16 protein-coding genes are annotated in these 18,692 nt (G+C 51.1%); 11 read left to right on the top strand and 5 right to left on the bottom strand.

Translation table 11 applies throughout. From position 1 onward, the window contains the following. The first annotated feature begins 162 nt into the window (after nucleotides 1-162). Genes CR46_RS0100945 through CR46_RS0100935 form a run of 3 tightly spaced genes read left to right on the top strand, consistent with a single transcriptional unit; the run spans nucleotide 163 to nucleotide 3,367 of the window. Nucleotides 163-1,020 carry a hypothetical protein gene (locus CR46_RS0100945; protein WP_030069229.1) on the top strand — a complete coding sequence of 286 codons (858 nt, stop codon included), beginning with the start codon at nucleotides 163-165 and terminating at the stop codon, nucleotides 1,018-1,020. After that, nucleotides 1,013-1,948 carry a GGDEF domain-containing protein gene (locus CR46_RS0100940; protein WP_030069226.1) on the top strand — a complete coding sequence of 312 codons (936 nt, stop codon included), beginning with the start codon at nucleotides 1,013-1,015 and terminating at the stop codon, nucleotides 1,946-1,948. Before CR46_RS0100945 ends, CR46_RS0100940 begins: the two co-directional genes overlap by 8 nt. Before the next feature lie 27 nt (nucleotides 1,949-1,975). Continuing rightward, nucleotides 1,976-3,367: a bifunctional DedA family/phosphatase PAP2 family protein gene (locus CR46_RS0100935; protein WP_030069224.1), complete on the top strand. Its 1,392-nt coding sequence runs from the start codon at nucleotides 1,976-1,978 to the stop codon at nucleotides 3,365-3,367. Between the two features lie 26 nt (nucleotides 3,368-3,393). On the opposite strand, the gene CR46_RS0100930 is transcribed toward CR46_RS0100935, so the two are convergent. Genes CR46_RS0100930 through mpl form a run of 3 tightly spaced genes read right to left on the bottom strand, consistent with a single transcriptional unit; the run spans nucleotide 3,394 to nucleotide 6,067 of the window. Further along, nucleotides 3,394-4,017 carry a LysE family translocator gene (locus tag CR46_RS0100930; RefSeq protein ID WP_030069222.1) on the bottom strand — a complete coding sequence of 208 codons (624 nt, stop codon included), beginning with the start codon at nucleotides 4,015-4,017 and terminating at the stop codon, nucleotides 3,394-3,396. 2 nt (nucleotides 4,018-4,019) lie between these two features. After that, a complete protein-coding gene (locus CR46_RS0100925; protein WP_030069219.1) occupies nucleotides 4,020-4,685 on the bottom strand; it encodes a flavin prenyltransferase UbiX in 666 nt (221 codons plus the stop codon). Further along, nucleotides 4,682-6,067, bottom strand: a complete 1,386-nt coding sequence (mpl, locus tag CR46_RS0100920) for a UDP-N-acetylmuramate:L-alanyl-gamma-D-glutamyl-meso-diaminopimelate ligase (protein WP_030069216.1) — start codon at nucleotides 6,065-6,067, stop codon at nucleotides 4,682-4,684. Before mpl ends, CR46_RS0100925 begins: the two co-directional genes overlap by 4 nt. Nucleotides 6,068-6,307: 240 nt before the next feature. Between mpl and CR46_RS0100910 the strand changes: the two genes are divergently transcribed. From CR46_RS0100910 to pepQ, 8 genes are all read left to right on the top strand, one after another. After that, nucleotides 6,308-6,694 carry a glutaredoxin family protein gene (locus tag CR46_RS0100910; RefSeq protein ID WP_030069214.1) on the top strand — a complete coding sequence of 129 codons (387 nt, stop codon included), beginning with the start codon at nucleotides 6,308-6,310 and terminating at the stop codon, nucleotides 6,692-6,694. Between the two features lie 317 nt (nucleotides 6,695-7,011). Further along, nucleotides 7,012-8,583 (top strand): ABC transporter substrate-binding protein, encoded by a 1,572-nt coding sequence (locus tag CR46_RS0100905; protein WP_030069211.1) that lies wholly within the window; start codon nucleotides 7,012-7,014, stop codon nucleotides 8,581-8,583. Between the two features lie 151 nt (nucleotides 8,584-8,734). Beyond that, nucleotides 8,735-9,784 (top strand): ABC transporter permease, encoded by a 1,050-nt coding sequence (locus CR46_RS0100900; RefSeq protein WP_030069209.1) that lies wholly within the window; start codon nucleotides 8,735-8,737, stop codon nucleotides 9,782-9,784. Beyond that, nucleotides 9,781-10,725, top strand: a complete 945-nt coding sequence (locus tag CR46_RS0100895) for an ABC transporter permease (protein ID WP_030069206.1) — start codon at nucleotides 9,781-9,783, stop codon at nucleotides 10,723-10,725. The genes CR46_RS0100900 and CR46_RS0100895 overlap by 4 nt, the downstream gene beginning before the upstream one ends. 7 nt (nucleotides 10,726-10,732) lie before the next feature. Further along, the gene (locus CR46_RS0100890) at nucleotides 10,733-11,749 is read left to right on the top strand and encodes an ABC transporter ATP-binding protein (RefSeq protein WP_030069203.1); all 1,017 of its coding nucleotides are present in this window, start codon (nucleotides 10,733-10,735) and stop codon (nucleotides 11,747-11,749) included. Between the two features lie 41 nt (nucleotides 11,750-11,790). Next, a complete protein-coding gene (locus tag CR46_RS0100885; protein ID WP_030069201.1) occupies nucleotides 11,791-12,855 on the top strand; it encodes an ABC transporter ATP-binding protein in 1,065 nt (354 codons plus the stop codon). Nucleotides 12,856-12,904: 49 nt separating this feature from the next. Beyond that, on the top strand, nucleotides 12,905-13,816 hold the full coding sequence (locus CR46_RS0100880; protein ID WP_030069198.1) for a LysR family transcriptional regulator: 912 nt from the start codon (nucleotides 12,905-12,907) through the stop codon (nucleotides 13,814-13,816). Between the two features lie 83 nt (nucleotides 13,817-13,899). Next, the gene (pepQ, locus tag CR46_RS0100875; RefSeq protein WP_030069195.1) at nucleotides 13,900-15,189 is read left to right on the top strand and encodes a Xaa-Pro dipeptidase; all 1,290 of its coding nucleotides are present in this window, start codon (nucleotides 13,900-13,902) and stop codon (nucleotides 15,187-15,189) included. Between the two features lie 364 nt (nucleotides 15,190-15,553). Here the strand turns inward: pepQ and CR46_RS0100870 are convergent, their stop codons facing one another. Beyond that, nucleotides 15,554-16,618, bottom strand: a complete 1,065-nt coding sequence (locus CR46_RS0100870) for a 2,3-butanediol dehydrogenase (RefSeq protein ID WP_269556836.1) — start codon at nucleotides 16,616-16,618, stop codon at nucleotides 15,554-15,556. Nucleotides 16,619-16,633: 15 nt separating this feature from the next. After that, entirely contained in the window at nucleotides 16,634-18,448 is a 1,815-nt protein-coding gene (locus CR46_RS0100865; RefSeq protein WP_030069190.1) for an NAD(P)/FAD-dependent oxidoreductase, read from the bottom strand. Nucleotides 18,449-18,692 lie beyond the last annotated feature (244 nt).

Here is an 18,692-nt window from a genome sequence, read left to right as displayed (position 1 = left end):
AGGCAAGTTGCATTCTATAGTAGTGGTAAGGCCTGTTTGGCAGTATGTTACGCCACCAACGCGTTATAGTGGCTATACCGGCTGCCTAATCACGACGCTGATATGTCATCAAGCCGACTATGCTATGGGCAACCCTGAAGTAGAGGTGAATAGTAAGCCACCATGCAAAGCAAGTACAAAATACGCCTACTAAGAGCCAATCTGTTCGCAGCCGCGTTGGTGTTAGCGCTTTGGACGCATACGGCGCAGCCAATGGCTGCGCTAGTGCTTTGGCTGTCTGTAGGTTGGCTTTTCGTTACTGCGTTATTGCTCGATTTTAGCCACCGCCGCTCTAAGGGCCCACCCTGGCAGCTAATCACCGGGGTATTGCTACTAGGACTTATTGCCGCAGCGCCGGAGCGTCACAGCTTGCTAATATGGGCGTGGCCAGCGATGTTTATGCTGCCTCAGAAGCGCTGGGTAGTAGTCTTCAATGCGCTGGCCGCACTGATGAGCTGGCTATTAATCATCCCGCTATTTTCCTTGCCTGAAGGACTCTTACTCTTAACTGCTTTAATTACACTAAGCATTTTATCCAGCGCCAAAGCGTGTCAATTAATTGATATGAATGGCTCCATTCGCTCACGCCTTCGGCTTATTCCAGGGCTTAATCTGTGGCCAAGCGGGCAACTGTTAAGAGATCTTAATCGAGAACAAACCCGCTCTGAACGTGAAGCCATTTATGCAGAACTGTTAATTATCCAAGTAAAGCGTCACCAGCTTTGGGCGGCCGCGCAAAAGCTATGCAACCTCACCTATAACTTTGAAAACGTTTATCGTTTAAACAGCCAGACACTTGCCACCTTAATGCTGTCACATAATTCCCAGGAGGCAGCCCACCGACGCAAACTACTCTGTGCCGGTCTTCCGGAAAAACAGCTTTCCTACCACCTACCGCTAATAGACTTAGAGTTATCAGGTTTAACGGTCGAGACGCTGGCTAACTTCCCGCCTCACCCACGAGAAGATAGTAATGATTGACCCACCGCCGCTGCACAGGCAATTAATGACCTTTGCTTATACCAGCAGCGTGATCCTAGTGGCAGGATACACGCTCTGGCTTTATGGCATGGGGAATTATCGCGACCTTTTAGTGCCAATGTTTGTAACGCTGCTGTTACTGGCAGCGCTATTGATGCATCACAGCCAGACGCTAAATACTGTTATCTCTCGCGTTATATTATTGGGCAGCAGTTATATCATCACCCTAGCGGCTTTCTATCACCATCCTAGCGTCTCTAGTTTGTGGATCGGCCTACCAACAACCGCTGCATTTTTTCTATTGCCGCTATCGAGCGCTATAATACTGGCTGTATTTTCTGCCCCTCTTTGGTGGCTGTTACATAGTCACGGCACTGCCTCGCCGGTAGAGGGAGTCGCTTATATCGCTCTTATGCTGTTATTAACACTCCCTCCCTGGGAGCATGCACGACAACGCGCTTTGTTAAGGGCAACAGACCCAAATGATAACGATTGCGATGCCTATCATATCGATACATTAAAAGAGCGTCTGCATAATGAGTTTCAACGTGCAGCAATGCTCAACAAGCGTTTGGCAGTTCTTGTTATGCATTTACCTCAGCTTGATATGGCAGAAGAGCAGTTTGGCTCACGTGCAAAAACAGCGCTGCTGGGTGCCCTATGCAATGAAGTGAACAGCCGCTGCCGCGACTATGACATTCTAGGTCGGGCAGACAATTCTACGTTCTGGCTCGTATTGCCAGATACAAGCGAAAGTGGTGCCATGTTGGTAAGGGAGCGTCTACAGCGCGCATTATCACAGTGCGTTTTAGTTGAAACAGGACAATTAGAAACCTGCATAGCGGTTTGCCTACCGTGCCGCAATGAGCGCTTTGAACGCTACATAAACCGCCTGGAAGCACGTGCTAAGGCGTTATCGACTGCCTGATAATCATCAAATGGAGCGGGACTTATCATGGTTGATACGCTTTTTGATCTGTCGCTTTCACCAGCGATATTAATGCTGGCGGTTGCGCTGATATCGCTACTTGAATCGCTTGCGCTAGTGGGCTTGTTGGTTCCAGGCGTTGTGCTTATCACTGCGGCCTCCTCTATAGCGGGGCATGAAGCTATTGCTCTACCATGGCTTATTAGTGCCGCTTTGCTGGGTGCGGTCTTAGGGGATGGCATTAGCTACCAGCTTGGCTATCACTACCGTAAACAAGTTACCAATCGTTGGCCTTTATCCGTTCATCCAGAATGGCTGGCGCGCGGCGTACGTTTTTTTGAACGTTACGGTGTCCACTCTGTGTTTATTGGCCGGTTCGTCGGCCCAGTGCGCCCCATTATTCCGCTTATTGCGGGTATGATGCGAATGCCTCAGCGCACATTTTTGTGGGCCAATATCGCCTCAGCTGCCCTATGGGCACCGGCTTACGTATTGCCTGGCTACTTATTGGGTAGAACCTGGCAACAGCATCTCAATCTACCCCAAAATATAGAAACGGTGCTCATTACATTAGGCGCCAGTCTCGTCGTGCTTGCGGTGATTTTCTCCTGGGGAAGAGCCCAGGTGGGTCGCCATGGCTTTTTCTACCTTGCAACAGCACGCCTTATTCGTCGCATCCCCTTTATGCGTCGCTCATGGCTCTCAATGAGCTTAAATGATGAAGTACCGTTAGCCTCGCTACTGCTGTTTGTCATCACATTGGCAAGTGTCTCAGCCTGGACTCTGCTAGTAATGAATCATCAAGGTCCGCTGGCGGTAGATTTACAAGCTCAGCGCCTGTTTAACTGGTTAACCAATGAGCCACTTCATTTCATTAGCTTAGGCTTCGCTAAACTAGGAGACTCACTAGGAATTGCCGCGCTGATTCTGCCTTTGGCTGTTTGGCTGATACACCACAAACGTATCGATGCACTCTGTCATTGGACCTTTGCCATTGGTGGCATTGCGCTGCTCAACACAGCGGGAAAAATGGTTTTCGGGCGTGCCCGGCCAGAAACACCAGACTATCTGATTGGCTCATTTTCCTACCCCAGTGCACATACCTCAACGACCGTTGTCGTTATTGGGTTAGCCGCTGCATTCATTGCAGCAGAATTGCACCGCAAACAACGCGTCTGGATTTATTGGCTGGCAATAGCCCTGGTAACACCCATGGCATTGTCGCGCTTAGTATTAGGCGTACATTGGTTGAGCGACCTCATTGGCGGTGCTCTCCTCGGCTTGCTGGTATGCGCTATCGTTCGGCTGAATTGGCAGCGCCGCACTAGAGCGCCGCTACCACCCTGCCCCTGGGTCAGACTATTAGCTGCCACCAGTGCACTAATAGCTCTACGGCTTATTCTGCTGCCCCCTGTTTAGCAGTTCAACGCCACTAAGCCAGTCGTCTATCCCAACGCCAGCCAACCCCCAACGCCTATCATTAATGTTCCTGCAATGCGGTTGAGTAAGCGTACATTGCCACTTTTACCCAACGCATTACGTAGCGTTTTCCCACCAGTGGCATAGACCAGCATGCTGGCAAATTCAATGATTAAAATCACTGCAATCAAAAGGGTTAGTTGAGGTGCTAGTGGCCGACCGCTATCTAAAAACGGTGGTAGCAGCACCATAAAAAAAGCCCATCCTTTTGGGTTGGCCACCGCCGTCACTAACCCCTGAATAGCCAACTGTAGCCTTCCAGCAGCAGGTCCGGCATTCAGCTCTGCAGGGATAGCCATACGCCCTCTAGAACGCCACATCATGATGCCTAAATAAGCCAAATAAGCGCCGCCCACCCACTTAAACGCAATAAAAAGCTCAGGATGACGTAGCATTAATGCTGCCACGCCAGCCCCAGCGGCGGCGGCTACGATGCCTACGCCAATTAACTCGCCTATCATCATCCACAGCGTTCGCTTCACCCCCTGGGTCATACCCAGCACCATCGCCAAGGTCATACACATCCCCGGCGTTAGGGAAACGAATAAAAACGTGGGTACAAACACCGACAGCGTCGCCCATGACATCATCATTACTCTTCCGTGTTGTTTACATCATTATCTGCATCGCTAGGTGCGGTTTCATACCCCTCTCCCCAACGCGGTATCAGGCGATGAGTGATGCCCAGTTGATTGAGTATCCGGGCGACTACAAAGTCGATCAAATCTTCTATCCGTTCTGGGCGGTGATAAAAGCCAGGAGCCGCAGGCAAAATCACTACACCCAAACGGCTTAGCGCCAGCATGTGCTCTAGGTGAATGGGGGAAAACGGGCTTTCACGTGGCACCATAACTAAGGTCCGTCGCTCTTTTATAGCAACATCAGCGGCACGCTCAATTAAGTTATTGCTCGCACCCGTCGCAACTGCTGACAGCGTGCCTGTAGAGCAGGGGCAAATCACCATCGCAGAGGGGGCACCAGACCCCGATGCGACAGGCGCCATCCAGTCTTCACGACCAAAGCAGCGAATTTGGCCAGGCTGAGCACCACTCTGCTTGGAAAGTGCTTCTACTAAGCGTTTCGGCTGAGCTGGTAACGACACATCGGTTTCCGTAGCGATGACCATATGCGCTGCTTTGGAAATCATTACCCACACTTCATGCCCTGATGCTACTAATACGTCAATCAGGCGCAGACCATACTGCGCACCCGAAGCACCTGTCAGCGCCACCGTCACCGGAGGTTTAAAGTCTGTCACTCAGTTTGCTCCTTGGCAGATAGCGCACTCAATAGACGCTGGTGAACCCCCTCGAAACCGCCATTGGACATCACAACAATACGGTCGAGTAGTGACGCTTGAGTAACAACCGCATGAACAAGTGCATCGATATCGCTATATAGCTCAGCGCGCTCGCCTTGCTCAGCCACTAACGCCTCCATTGACCAATCGAGTCCTGCCGGTTGAAACCAGAAGACAGCATCTGCATCGGCAACGCTCTCTTTTAGCTGGGCACGAAGTGCGCCTAAACGCATAGTGTTAGAGCGTGGTTCAATCACCGCGAGCAGTCGCCCTTTGGTAGTGGCTGCCCGCAACCCTTTTAACGTGGCCGCGATCGCTGTTGGGTGGTGAGCGAAGTCATCAATGACTTGCACCCCCCCCACCTCCCCAATGACCTCCTGACGGCGACGAGGCGTTTGAAAACGAGCAAGTGCGGCGCAAGCGCGGGCAAGATTCACCTCACAACGGCTCGCAGCGGCAAGTGCTGCAAGCGCATTGCGTGCGTTGTGCTCTCCGGATAATGTCCACTCGACAACACCGTCTTCTTCACTGTTTTCATCAAGGTGAAGCACCTGAAAGCGGCTGCCATCAGCGCGCTCTAAACGTAGTTGCCACTCACTGCTCTCTAACGTGCCGAAACGCTCGATAGGTGACCACGCTCCCATTTCAAGGACACGCTCTAACGCAGGCTGTTGATCGGCGACTAGCAAGCAACCTTTGCTTGGCACGGTTCGTACCAAGTGGTGGAATTGGCGCTCAATCGCAGCAAGGTCAGGAAATATGTCGGCATGGTCAAACTCTAAATTGTTCATCACCACCATTTGGGGGCGGTAATGAACAAACTTAGAGCGCTTGTCAAAAAACGCCGTATCGTACTCATCAGCCTCGACAATAAAGGGACTGTCGGGCTTGCCTAAACGCGCCGACACGCCAAAGTTACGTGGCACGCCGCCAATTAAGAATCCAGGCGTTAAGCCAGCGCTTTCCAATAGCCATGCTAGAAGGCTAGCAGTGGTGGTCTTGCCGTGAGTACCTGCAACGGCAATAACTTGCCTGCCAGTCAGTACATGCTCAGCCAGCCACTGAGCCCCTGAGGTATACGGCAAACCACTGTTAAGCAGCGCCTCAACTTCTGGATTACCCCGAGATAGCGCGTTGCCTACAATGACAAGTGCAGGTTGATTAGCAAGATTTTCGGCGTGATATCCTTCTATCAAGGTTATCCCCGCCTCTTCCAATTGGGTGCTCATAGGAGGATACACATTCGTATCTGAGCCGCTTACCTGATGCCCTAGCTCCCGCGCTAGTAAAGCCAGGCTCCCCATAAAAGTGCCGCAGATGCCGATAATATGCAGACGCATAGGTGAAGCGCTCCTTACTTAACTAGTTAACTAGGCTGGTGAGACTAGCATGCAACGTTAACTTGCTCATCTAGTTCAAGGCAGATGTTGGCTTTAAAACTAGGCAAAAGCTCGTTCAGAAGTGACAAAACGTCCAGCTTGATGCAGGATGCGGCTACATTTTTGCTCATGATCTTTTAAATACGATCATACATACACATCCTACTGCTGACCCATCTTAGTGTTGCCGAGGAGCTTACAATGCGTGTTTTGATTCGCTATTTCTTTAAAGGTGTTCGCCTGATTTTAGCCCCCGTTATGTTGATATCGGAGAAACTATCAACGCCAAAATCCGTCGAGCGTAGTGAGGAAGAGCAGGCAAAAGTCGATGCCGCCTGTCAACGCTTGGCTCTCTATCAATTCCGTACCTGCCCTTTCTGTATCAAAGTACGTAAAGAGATCGCACGACTGGGCCTAAATATCGAATTGCGTGATGCTCAGTTAGATCCCGCCCATAAAAAAGCCCTGCAAGAAGGCGGGGGCAAGGTTAAAGTTCCTTGCCTTAAAATTAATCATGAAAATGGACAGGAAGAGTGGCTCTACGAGTCAGATGCTATTAACCACTGGTTACACCAACACTTCGCTTAAGCCCCTTTTTTGCTTGCCGCTCTTGGCCTAAAGTGCCGAGTAGCGGCTTTCATCTTACCCCACCTTCGTCTAATCCTCCCTCTAGCCAAGACCCTACCCAGCCCTGTCATTCAGCAGACGAATGATACCTCTCATTATTTCGATTGTATGACGCAACCCCAACTCTCTATGTTTAGTCTAGGTTTTAAGAGCATTAGGTTGTTAGACAGCTTATAAGCTGACCGTGTCTGTTTTGCTGGTTTTTAAAAACATTTGGCGTGTATACGCGCTAGGTTTAACCGGCAAGGTGAACAATAAACAATACAAAGGGAAACATTATGACGTTTAAAAAAACACTATTGGCTTCTGTCATTGGTGCTGTGGTTGCGGGTACGGCAATGTTGCCAATGACCGCTAGTGCAGAAACCCTGCGCATTGGTTACTCAGCCGATCCTGAAACACTTGATATTCATGAGCAGTTATCTGGCGGCATGCTGCGCCTTTCCCACTTAGCATTTGATCCGCTGGTACGTTGGACAAAAGATTTTCAATTCGAGCCGCGCTTAGCGACTGAGTGGGAACAAGTAGACGAAACCACTACACGCATGACGCTGCGAGAAGGCGTCACCTTCCACTCGGGTAACGAATTCACCGCCAAAGATGTGGTGTGGACCATCGAACGTCTGAAAGAAAGCCCCGATTATCGCGCCATTTTTGAGCCCGTTGCCAGCGCTGAAGCAGTTGATGATTACACTGTCGAAATTACAACCACGGAGCCCTACCCACTACTGCTCAACCTTGCCACTTATATTTTCCCCATGGATAGTGAGTTCTACACTGGTGAAACTGATGACGGCAATGAAAAAGCAGAAATCGTAAAAGCGGGCAACTCATTTGCATCGCGTAACGTTTCTGGCACAGGTCCTTTTATTATCACTGAACGCCGCCAAGGTGTTCGAGTTGATTTTGAACGCTTTGAAGATTACTGGGATACCGATAGCGAAGGTAATGTCTCTAAAATTATTCTGACGCCTATTGCTGAAAACGCTTCACGCGTGGCAGCACTACTGTCAGGCGGCGTTGACTTCATCGATGCCGTACCGCCTAACGACCTAGATCGTGTACGTGAGGCTAACGATGCTCATTTAGTTGAAATCGCCGGTACACGCATTATTGGTTTCCAGCTCAACGAAGAACGCGTTGAAGCCTTCCAGGATGCGCGTGTTCGCCAAGCCGTTGACCTGGCAATTAACCAAGAAGCCATTGCTGACCGCCTAATGCGTGGATTTTCCACACCAGCAGGACAGTTTTCTCCGGAGGGCTACTCTGGTCACAATCCTGATTTAGTACCGCGTTACGACGTTGAACGCGCTAAAGAGCTAATGGCAGAAGCGGGCTATGAAGAGGGATTCAGCGTTGACATGATCGCGCCGAATAACCGCTATGTAAACGATGCCCAGATCGCTCAAGCAGTGGCTAATATGCTGGCTCAGATCAACATTAACGTTAATCTGCGCACCATGCCGCTGGCTCAGTACTGGCCCGAATACGATACCCGCGAATCTGACATAGCAATGATTGGCTGGCACGCTGATACCGAAGATACCGCCAACTTCTTCCAGTACCTCTCTTTCTGCATTGATGAAGAGACTGGCGCTGGTCAATACAACTACGGCAGCTACTGTAACGAAGAAATTGATGCGCTTGTAACAGCAGCAGATAGTGAAACCGACCTAGAAAAACGCAATGAGATGCTAAGTGAAGCCGAAGCTATGCTTTATGAGGACGTAGGCTACATCATGCTGCATTGGCAAAACCTCGCCTACGGTGCTGCTGACGGCATTGAAATCGAGCCGGTTGTTAACGCCCTCGACTTCCCCTACCTAGGTGACCTGATCATTAATCGCTAATTTCCACGCTTACTTTTACACGTGCAAGGATGCTTCGTTCCCTAGCCCCCTGGGGAACGAAGCGTTTTATGTGGTTAACAGCCTCACCATAAGCTCAACCCTTACTTGCAATTAATTCTCTATTAAACCTATGACATAGGTGGCGTACGCCATGATTGCTTTTTTAATCAAGCGCCTGATGCACGCGATATTGGTGATGTTTGTCATCAGTGTACTGGCCTTCGCCATCCAGGATAACCTGGGTGACCCTGTACAGCAGATGGTCGGACAGTCGGTCCCCGAAAGCGAACGTGAAGCCATTCGCGAACGCTTAGGCTTAAATGATCCGTTTCTAGTTCAGTATGCACGCTTTGCGAAAAATGCGGTGCAAGGCGACTTCGGGTACTCCTACTTCTACCGCGAACCTGCGCTTGAAGTAATTGCTCGTCACTTGCCTGCCACTCTCGAACTCGTTTTTGCGGCCACGCTTATTATTGTGCTTTTTTCTGTGCCCATTGGCGTTTACAGCGCTATAAAACCTCGCTCTTTCATATCGCGTTTTTTTATGGGTGCTTCCATTATCGGCATTTCAATACCGGTGTTTTTGACCGCCATTTTATTGATTCAGATTTTCTCGATTGGTATCACCGTCACCCTGTTTCCTGAAAGTACCAGCTGGGGAGTTTGGCTAAATGACCTGCTATCGACAGAGGGTAATATGCCATCCTTTGGCCGCGGCTATGATTTAGTGCATGTGGTAGGCCACTGGGACACCAACTTAGCCACGTGGAATGGTTTACAGCATTTGGTACTCCCCGCTGTTTCACTCGCATCTATTATGCTGCCGCTGTTTATCCGCCTGATTCGCGCGGAAATGATGGAAGTACTGCAGTCAGAGTACGTGAAGTACGCCCGTGCCAAAGGCATTTCAATGCGCCGTGTTTACTTTGTTCACGCGCTTAAAAACACCATGCTGCCAGTTATCACCGTTGGCGGTGTACAGATTGGTACCATGGTGGCTTACACCATTTTGACAGAAACCGTTTTCCAATGGCCGGGCATGGGACTGATGTTCCTTGATGCAATTAACCGAGCCGATATACCACTGATCGTTACCTACCTGATGATTGTCGGCGTCATTTTCGTGGTGACGAACACCATTGTGGATTTGATCTACGGCTTCGTGAACCCCACCGTAAAACTGACAGGTAAGCCCGCATGACAACGCCCACAACAACGACTGCACCTAGCCGCTGGGAACGCCTGCGCGACTCTTATTTATGGTACAGCTTTAAACGTGACCGCACGGCTCAACTATGCCTCGCAGTATTCATTTGCTTGGTGATTGCAGCGTTTGCAGCGCCCTTGCTAGCCCCCACTGATCCTTATGATCTACGTCATATCGATATTATGTCGTCTGAGTTACCGCCCTTTTGGATTGAGGGAGCCGATGAGCGTTACAGCTTAGGCACCGATGCCCAGGGGCGCGATTTATGGTCGATTATTCTCTACGGCACCCGCGTATCGTTACTGATTGGTTTTGGCGCGGTCATACTTCAAGCACTGCTCGGCGTAACATTCGGCTTAATGGCAGGCTACCTAGGCGGTCGCATCGATGCTTTTTTGATGCGCTTAGCTGATATCCAGCTGTCATTTTCCACCCTGATGGTCGCTATCGTGGTGGGTGCACTGGTGAAAGCCACCATGGGCAGCGCGTTTTACAGCCAATATGCCGTGCTCATGCTTATTTTGATTATTGGGTTGGCCGAGTGGCCTCAGTATGCACGTACGGTGCGCGCTTCGGTGCTGGCTGAGAAAAATAAAGAGTATGTCGATGCCGCACGGGTCATGGGCCTACGCAGCAAGCGCATTATGTTCCGACACGTCTTGCCCAATACGCTTTCACCGATTTTTGTTATCTCGACGGTGCAAATTGCCAACGCCATTATTTCAGAAGCCGCATTGTCGTTTTTAGGTTTGGGTATGCCTGAAACCCATCCATCGCTTGGATCGCTAATTAAATCAGGCTTTGACTATATACAGTCGGGGTCTTGGTGGATCACCCTAATTCCTGGTGCGGTACTCATTGTGCTGGTGCTGTCTATCAATCTATTGGGCGATTGGCTGCGCGATGTCATGAACCCACGACTCTACAAAGGCTGAGGACACCATGGCGCTACTTGAAGTCTCCCAACTCGACGTTCGTTTTGCCCTTCGCCAAGGGGAAGTGCGCGCATTACGTGATGTTAGTTTCACCCTGGAACGCGGCGAACGCTTAGGCATCGTGGGCGAGTCTGGCGCGGGTAAATCCGTCGCCGCTTTCTCACTGCTTAACCTGATCGCTAAACCCGGCTTTATAGCGGGTGGCAGCATTAAATTTGAAGGTCAGACGCTTAACACCATGTCTGAGCGCGGTCTGCGCAAAGTACGTGGTAACCGCATCTCGATGATCTTCCAAGACCCGATGATGACATTAAATCCCGTGCTCTCAATTGGTGAACAGATGGTCGAGTGCCTAAAAGCCCATCGACGTATCTCCACCAAAGAAGCACGCGCTATTTCCTTGGATAAATTGCGCCAAGTTCAGATTCCGTCACCAGAAACACGCTTAGATCAATACCCCCACGAGCTTTCTGGTGGTATGCGTCAGCGTATTATCATCGCCATCGCCCTGCTGCTCGACCCCGATATTATCATTGCCGATGAACCGACTACCGCCCTGGACGTGACCATCCAAGCGGAAATCATGGCACTGCTGCTTGAGCTATGTGAACAGCACAATGTGGGCTTGATTCTTATCACTCACGACTTGGGTGTCGTGAGTCAGGTCACTCAGCGTATGCTGGTTATGTATGCAGGTCGTGTTATTGAACAAGGCCTCACGCGGGAAATTATCAATGATCCGCAGCACCCCTATACCCAAGGGCTGATCAACGCATTACCACAAATGGCGACACCCGGCGAAAAACTCAATCAGATCCGTGGCAGCATGCCGTCACTCTCTAACTTACCCAGTGGCTGTGCATTTCATCCTCGCTGCGACTTCATCAATAGAGCAGATGGTCAGCCACGCCCTGCCTGCACCCAGCAAGTACCTGAATTTGTCGAATCCGGCAATTGCCGTGTTGCCTGCCATATGGTGGCTGAAATGCTTGAAGATCGTCGCCTGAAGGAGGAAACACAATGAGTGCTCAGGTAGAAACCCCTAGTACGTCGCCGAATCAAGCTATGCCTACTCAAACCAAGTCGTCTACTCAAACGACGCCCACTCAAAACGAAGAGAGCAGTGAATCGCTACTGCAAATTCGAGGGCTAAAAAAGCGTTTTTCTTTATCAGGGGATTTTTTGGAACAGCTGCGCTTTAAAGGCGGCAAGCTAGTTCGTCACCAAGAGCATGTTCACGCGATTAACGGTGTTAACCTTGATATCAAGCGCGGCGAAGCTCTTTGTGTAGTGGGTGAATCTGGCTGTGGTAAATCCACTGTTGCCAGAACAGTTATGGGCTTACTCACCCCCACAGAGGGTGAGATTCGCTATGACGGACAGCGCATCGACAACTTAAGCTCGCGCCAGCTCTTGCCTTATCGCAAGCGCATGCAAATGATTTTCCAAAACCCTTACGCATCGCTCAACCCCCGGATGACAATTCAGCAGACGCTGGAAGAACCGCTGCGCCTACACCACCCAAACTGGAACCGTGAAAAGATACTTGAAAAGGTTCAAGACGTTATGGGTTCAGTAGGCATTGACCCCGACTGGGGCAAGCGTTTTGGGCATGAATTTTCCGGCGGCCAGCGCCAGCGTATCGCCATTGCACGTGCCCTAGCCGTTGATCCTGAATTTATCGTCGCCGACGAGCCTATTTCAGCGTTGGACGTGTCTATCCAAGCCCAAGTGCTCAACTTGCTGATGGAAGCGCAACAAGAGCGTAACCTAACTTATTTATTCATCACCCACGATTTAGCCGTTGTTGAGCACTTTGGCACCCGGGTAGCCGTGATGTATTTAGGCACCGTATGTGAAGTGGCAACGACAGCAACACTATTTGCTAAACCACGTCACCCTTATACCCAGGCGCTACTTTCCGCAATTCCGCGCTTAAAAGATGATCGCCCGCAGCATATTCGTCTTACCGGCGAAGTGCCTACACCGGTCAACTTACCAAGCGGCTGTGTATTCCATGGCCGCTGCCCCTACGCCAACGCCCGTTGCCACCAGGAAATTCCCGCCCTGCAAACCCAAGATGACGGCACTCGTGTTGCGTGCCACGCTGTTGAAGAAGGCCGCCTATGACGCCAGTTTCAACAACAGGACTATATTTGGCATCACTGCGAGGTAAGACATGGAAATTCGCTGGCTAGAAGACTTTATTGCCCTGGCCAGAACGCGACACTTCTCCCGCGCAGCGGATGAGCAGCATGTTACACAGCCCACCTTTTCACGGCGCATTAAATTGCTAGAGGAAGAGATGGGCGTAACGCTGATCAACCGGCAAACGTTGCCACTTTCGCTGACCCCCGCGGGAGAAGAGTTCCTGACGCTTTGCGAGCAGGTAACCGATCGCGTGCGCTTGACGCGTGACCGCGTGCGTGAAATCAGCGCCGGACAACAACGGCGTATCATGGTGGCTGCTCCGCAAAGTCTACTCCCGCAGTTTTTGCCAGAATGGCTTGCGTCTACGGGCTGGCAAGAACGTATTCAGCCCTATTTACGCGCAACTGGCTGGGTAGCAAGCGATTATTTTCAAGCGCTTGGCCGGGCAGAGTGCGATCTAGCTATCTGCTATTGGCCCATCGGGCGGTGCGATTTAGATATTGATACCAGTGCCTGCACGTATCGGGTCATTGGTCACGAACGCTTGATTCCTGTCACAGGCCTAGATATGAATGGCGCACCTTGCGCGTTGCTACCCGGCTCACGCCAGCAGCCCGCGCCTTGGCTGGCCTATCCAAAGCGGGGCTTATTAGGCTCAGCGGTAAAGGCGCACCTTGCTCGTCTACCGCAGAGTACCTACCTCACGGCGCAAAGTGAAAACCTCTATGCGGCGGGCATTAAAGAGTTGGTTCTTCTTGGCTATGGCATGAGCTGGTTACCCGAACGCAACATAGCTGCTGAGCTATCCAACGGAACATTAGTTAGAGCAGGCGATAGCCGTTGGGACGTACCGATGGAGCTGCGCCTATACCGTCACCAGAACCAGCATCACGCCGAGCTGGATAGCTTGTGGAGTGAGCTCGCTCCGCCACGCAGTTAAACCAGCGATGAGCACCAACGCCTAATTTGATAACGAACTCTAAGATCCTAGTCTAGCCGCCATTAAAAAAGGACCCCACCTGAATGTCAGCTTCTTTGTTTAACTTGCAGCGCGACCACTTAGCACATTTACAGCAAGCCTATACAGACCTGTTAGCCAGTCACCGTCTCGATAGCGTGGCCATTTACAGCGGCCACGCCAACCCACACTTTGGCGATGATCAAGCACCCACCTTCCAAACCTACGGCCATTTTATGCACTGGGTAGGCATGGCCGACATCCAGCACAGCTGGCTGGTAATTCAACCGGAAAAACGCCCGCAGCTACACCTGTATGCGCCAGCTGATTTCTGGCATTTGCCTACCCACCTGCCTGAAGAGCCGTGGGTTACTGAGTTTGATATTCAACTGTGTAGCGAAAAACCACTACCAACGCTAGCTGGCCGCGCTGCTGTGATCGGTGATATTGATCCCACCACACAACTCGCGCTAGACGCACAGTACCAACCGCAACCGCTGGTTAACGCTCTAGACGAACTACGCATGTTTAAAACTGCTTATGAGATTGCCTGTTTGAGTGAAGCTAACCGGCTCGCCATGGCAGGACATCAAGCAGCGCAGGCGGCGTTTATTGGCGCATCGGCTGAGTTAGATATTCAACTGGCGTACTTGGCTGCCAGCAGACAGCGGGAGTCCGATGTTCCCTATCAGAACATCATTGGGCTGAATAACCATGCAGGCGTATTACACTACCAACACTACGACTTAAGCAGCCCTACGAAGCGACATAGCCTGCTGGTTGACGCTGGACGCCGTTTTCGCGGCTACTGCGCGGATATTACACGCACTTATGCTGGACCTGACGCGCCAAGCCTCTATCGCAACTTAATTGATGATATTAATCAGTTAAAAGATACGCTGGTAGAAAGCGTTGCCCCAGGCGTGGAGTTCATTGCGCTACATGAGCAAATGCATCGTTTGCTGGCAGATATTCTTATTGCCAATGATCTTTTCCAGGGCAGTGCAGAACAGGCAGTTGATGAGGGGATTACGCGGGCCTTTTGCCCACACGGATTAGGGCATTCGTTGGGATTACAGGTTCACGATGTGGCAGGGCTGCGTCATCCAGACGGAACACTCGCCCCTGCTCCTGAACAGCATCCAGCGCTACGTTTAACCCGTACACTGCGCCCTGGCATGGTAGTAACCATAGAGCCTGGGTTTTACTATATCCCAATGCTATTAGAGCCCTTGCGCAACAAAACGCTACCGATCAACTGGAGCCTCGTTGACTTGCTAGCCAACTGTGGCGGCATTCGTATTGAAGATAACATTGTCGTGACGGAGAACAGCCAGCAAAACCTGACCCCATAACTCAAACACAACACGCCCGACATTTAGGTCGGGCGCATAAAAAAAGTCCCCCGAAGGGGACCCAGGTGGAGCACGCCAGCTCACTCGGTGTATCGCTTACCAGCACAAGCTGGGGCGATGTAGCAAAGAAGGGAGAGAGACCTAGTTCATCTATCAACTCTATTCATTTGCTGCTTACTTAATATATAGCGATCTGCGTGCCAATTTTTTAATAACTCAATTAAAACAATTACTTAATATAAAATTACTGGTTTTCAAAAGTGTTACGACGCATTGCAGCAAATAAAATGCACCAGCACTGCACATTTTTGGGCACCTCTGCCTCACAATGCGTCAACCTAGCGTGATTAACGCAGCTATTGGATTAAGGCGTGACGATAATTTTCACCTGCGCCTTGTCATTTAGTAGTGCTTCAAACCCCTCCTCGACAATATCCGCTAGCGGGATGCGTTGGGTCACCATATCTTCAGCGCGGAAGTAGCCACGCTGCATAAGCGCCATTACCGCTGGGTAAACATGGCGATAGGCAATAATCCCTTTCATGGTGCGCTCTTTAATGACCAGGTCATTCGGCTGGAAGCTTGCCTCTCCCTCCCAAATACTCACCACAATCACTTCGCCGCCTTCATGGGTGCTATGCAACGACTGGTTCAGCACTGCCGGAATCCCGGTCACCTCGAACGCCACGTCAACGCCGCCATTGCTTAACGTTTGCAGTTTCTCCACGGCATCTTCTTGCTGCGGGTCAACCACAATTGCACCAAGTGCTTCAGCTTTGGCTTTACGTGAAGGCGCGACTTCAACGGCGTAAATTTGAGCGGCACCCGCAGCTTTCAGCGCTTCAATGGTCATTAACCCAATTGGGCCTGCGCCAAACACTGCCGCGCTATCTCCCGCTTTTAAACTGCTTTGGCGCACCGCGTGTAAGGCAACCGCCGCGGGTTCCACTAGTGCCCCTTGTTCGAAGCTGAGGTCATCCGGCAGCTTATGTACCATGTGCTCACCCATCACGGTGAACTCCGAGAAGCCACCGCCGCCGCCGGAAAGGCCATGAAAGCCCAATAGCGGCGTGAGGTTATAGCGCTCCATTTGATAAGCGCCATCCTTATTGGGTGAAAGAATCGGCTCTATGGCAACGCGATCCCCCACTTTAACCCGCGTTACGTTGTCACCTATCTCAACCACTTCACCGGCGAATTCATGACCCATGATAATCGGTGCTTGTTCACCGCTAATGGGGTGTGGTTTATCGACTGGAATAAAAATCGGCCCGGCAGCGTACTCATGCAAATCGCTACCACAAATACCACACGCCGCTACTTTGACCTTTACCTCATGAGGGTCGTTAATCGTTGGTATTGGCATTTGCTCAACACGAAGGTCTTTCGCTGCGTACCAAACCGCTGCCTGCATGGTTGACTCACTCATTTGCTACTCCTTCTCTTATGCTCTGTGATGAACTGGCTGCAGGCCATAAACAGGGGTGTCTAACCCTTCCATACGGGCTTTTAGCTGCAGCGCTAGATAGCGTGAGTAGTGCCGCGACTGGTGTAGGTTGCCGCCATGGAACCACAGTGCCTCTTGCTGAGTGGGTTTCCACATATTGCGCAGTTCACCTTCCCATGGACCGGGGTCTTTAGTGGTGTCGGAACCTAACCCCCAACACTTACCGACTTTATCGGCCACTTCTTGAGAAATAAGCCGTGCCGCCCAGCCATTCATCGAGCCATAACCGGTGGCATAGATAATCAGGTCAGCCTCAAGCTCGCTGCCATCTGTCAGCGTGATGGAGTGCGGGTTAATGCGTTCGATGCCCACGCCGCTGCGCAGTTTGATGTCGCCACTGGCGACCAAATCGCAAGCCCCTACATCAATGTAATAGCCTGAACCACGGCGCAAATACTTCAAAAACAGCCCCGATTCATCGTCACCGAAATCAAGCATAAAGCCTGCGTTCTCAAGCTTCTGATAAAACTCGGCATCGCGCTTTTTAATCGCCTCAAAGGCGGGGCGCTGAAAATCTGGCAGCACCTTGTAAGGAATCGAGGCAAACACCAGATCGGCTTTTTCATGGGTTAGCCCACTTGCCACCGCCTCTTCCGAATAAAGCGGCCCTAGCACCTCTTCCATCAGCGAATCCGACTTCACAATATGGGTCGATGAACGCTGCAGCATGGTGACATCAGCATCGTGCTCCCACAGCGCTGCGGCAATATCGTGGGCCGAGTTATTTGAGCCCACGATGACGCATTTCTTGCCTTTATAGGCATCCGGCCCTGGGTGCTGGCTAGAGTGCTGCTGCTCACCTTCAAAACTTTCTGCCCCTGGAAATGTCGGCACATTGGGCATCCCAGACATACCGGTAGCCATCACTAACTGTTTGGGTCGTAGCGTGATCTCCTCGCCGTTGCGCTTAACCTTAACCACCCACTCCCCTGCGGCCTCGTCATAGCTAGCATTCTGACACTCAGTGGAACTCCAATAATTGAGCTCCATCACTTTTGTGTACATTTCCAACCAGTCGCCCACTTTGTCTTTAGGGGCAAACACAGGCCAGTTATCTGGGAATGGAATATAGGGAAGGTGGTCGTACCACACTGGATCGTGCAAGCAGAGTGACTTATAGCGGTTACGCCAGGAATCTCCCGCGCGCTCGTTTCGCTCAATGATGATCGTTGGCACGCCCAGCTGCCTTAGCCGTGCGCCTAAGCCAATGCCACCCTGGCCGCCGCCAATAATCACGCAATACGGCTGCCGAGTGTAGCCAAGCTCCGCTTCTTCACGCTGTCGTGACTCTAACCACGTTTCACGCTGCTTATTGGCACCGTGTTCGGCCCCTTTTGGGCGATGGTGATTGCACTGCTCAGGGTAGTCATTCAGCGCTTGCATGGTCGTTAACAGCGTCCAACACTTGCCTTCTTTAAGACGCAAATAGCCTTTACCACTGGCAACCGCTGTTTTGAAAGTAAACCACGCATCATAGATGTCGCCATTTTCAGTGGCTTCGCCGTCTAACTGCCAATCCGTAGGCTGTGCGTTATTGAGCGTGGCATTGAGCATGGCCTGAATTTCATCTTTGCCTTCGCAGGTTTTTAAATTCCAGGTGAAGGTAAGAAAGTCGCGCCAGTAGCACTCGTCTCCAAACAGAGACAGCACGCGCTCAACATCCTGGCCTTGAAGAGCAGCATCAAAATCGCGAAGCCACCCTTGAACAGTTGCCGTGGCGGCTTGCGGGCCTTGTGCCTTTATCGTTGACATAGCGGGTACCCCATGTGCAGTTGTTATTGTTGAGTTAACGGTGATGCACCCAATACATAGCAGCCGCCGTGCCAAACCAACCATATAAAAAATAAGCAATTGAAAAATATATAATTTATTTACATGCAGACAAATAGATAAGACAGCGAAAGAGTCGTACACCTGTCACGCTGTTTACAGCTAAACGTTACAGGTGTAACGCACGACTAACGGCGTAAGCAGCCCACGTTGACTCTGGGGGCAA

Origin of the sequence: Vreelandella neptunia, assembly GCF_000712975.1 — a bacterium.
Lineage (GTDB): Bacteria > Pseudomonadota > Gammaproteobacteria > Pseudomonadales > Halomonadaceae > Vreelandella > Vreelandella qaidamensis.
This window is presented reverse-complemented; position numbering and strand designations above follow the sequence as displayed.

Excerpts from the sequence above, each read along its gene's own strand:
- CR46_RS0100945 (WP_030069229.1), top strand. The coding sequence starts at position 163 with ATGCAAAGCAAGTACAAAATACGCCTACTAAGAGCCAATCTGTTCGCA.
- CR46_RS0100940 (WP_030069226.1), top strand. The coding sequence starts at position 1,013 with ATGATTGACCCACCGCCGCTGCACAGGCAATTAATGACCTTTGCTTAT.
- CR46_RS0100935 (WP_030069224.1), top strand. The coding sequence starts at position 1,976 with ATGGTTGATACGCTTTTTGATCTGTCGCTTTCACCAGCGATATTAATG.
- CR46_RS0100930 (WP_030069222.1), bottom strand. The coding sequence starts at position 4,017 with ATGATGTCATGGGCGACGCTGTCGGTGTTTGTACCCACGTTTTTATTC.
- mpl (WP_030069216.1), bottom strand. The coding sequence starts at position 6,067 with ATGCGTCTGCATATTATCGGCATCTGCGGCACTTTTATGGGGAGCCTG.
- CR46_RS0100910 (WP_030069214.1), top strand. The coding sequence starts at position 6,308 with ATGCGTGTTTTGATTCGCTATTTCTTTAAAGGTGTTCGCCTGATTTTA.
- CR46_RS0100905 (WP_030069211.1), top strand. The coding sequence starts at position 7,012 with ATGACGTTTAAAAAAACACTATTGGCTTCTGTCATTGGTGCTGTGGTT.
- CR46_RS0100900 (WP_030069209.1), top strand. The coding sequence starts at position 8,735 with ATGATTGCTTTTTTAATCAAGCGCCTGATGCACGCGATATTGGTGATG.
- CR46_RS0100895 (WP_030069206.1), top strand. The coding sequence starts at position 9,781 with ATGACAACGCCCACAACAACGACTGCACCTAGCCGCTGGGAACGCCTG.
- CR46_RS0100890 (WP_030069203.1), top strand. The coding sequence starts at position 10,733 with ATGGCGCTACTTGAAGTCTCCCAACTCGACGTTCGTTTTGCCCTTCGC.
- CR46_RS0100885 (WP_030069201.1), top strand. The coding sequence starts at position 11,791 with ATGCCTACTCAAACCAAGTCGTCTACTCAAACGACGCCCACTCAAAAC.
- CR46_RS0100880 (WP_030069198.1), top strand. The coding sequence starts at position 12,905 with ATGGAAATTCGCTGGCTAGAAGACTTTATTGCCCTGGCCAGAACGCGA.
- pepQ (WP_030069195.1), top strand. The coding sequence starts at position 13,900 with ATGTCAGCTTCTTTGTTTAACTTGCAGCGCGACCACTTAGCACATTTA.
- CR46_RS0100870 (WP_269556836.1), bottom strand. The coding sequence starts at position 16,618 with ATGAGTGAGTCAACCATGCAGGCAGCGGTTTGGTACGCAGCGAAAGAC.
- CR46_RS0100865 (WP_030069190.1), bottom strand. The coding sequence starts at position 18,448 with ATGTCAACGATAAAGGCACAAGGCCCGCAAGCCGCCACGGCAACTGTT.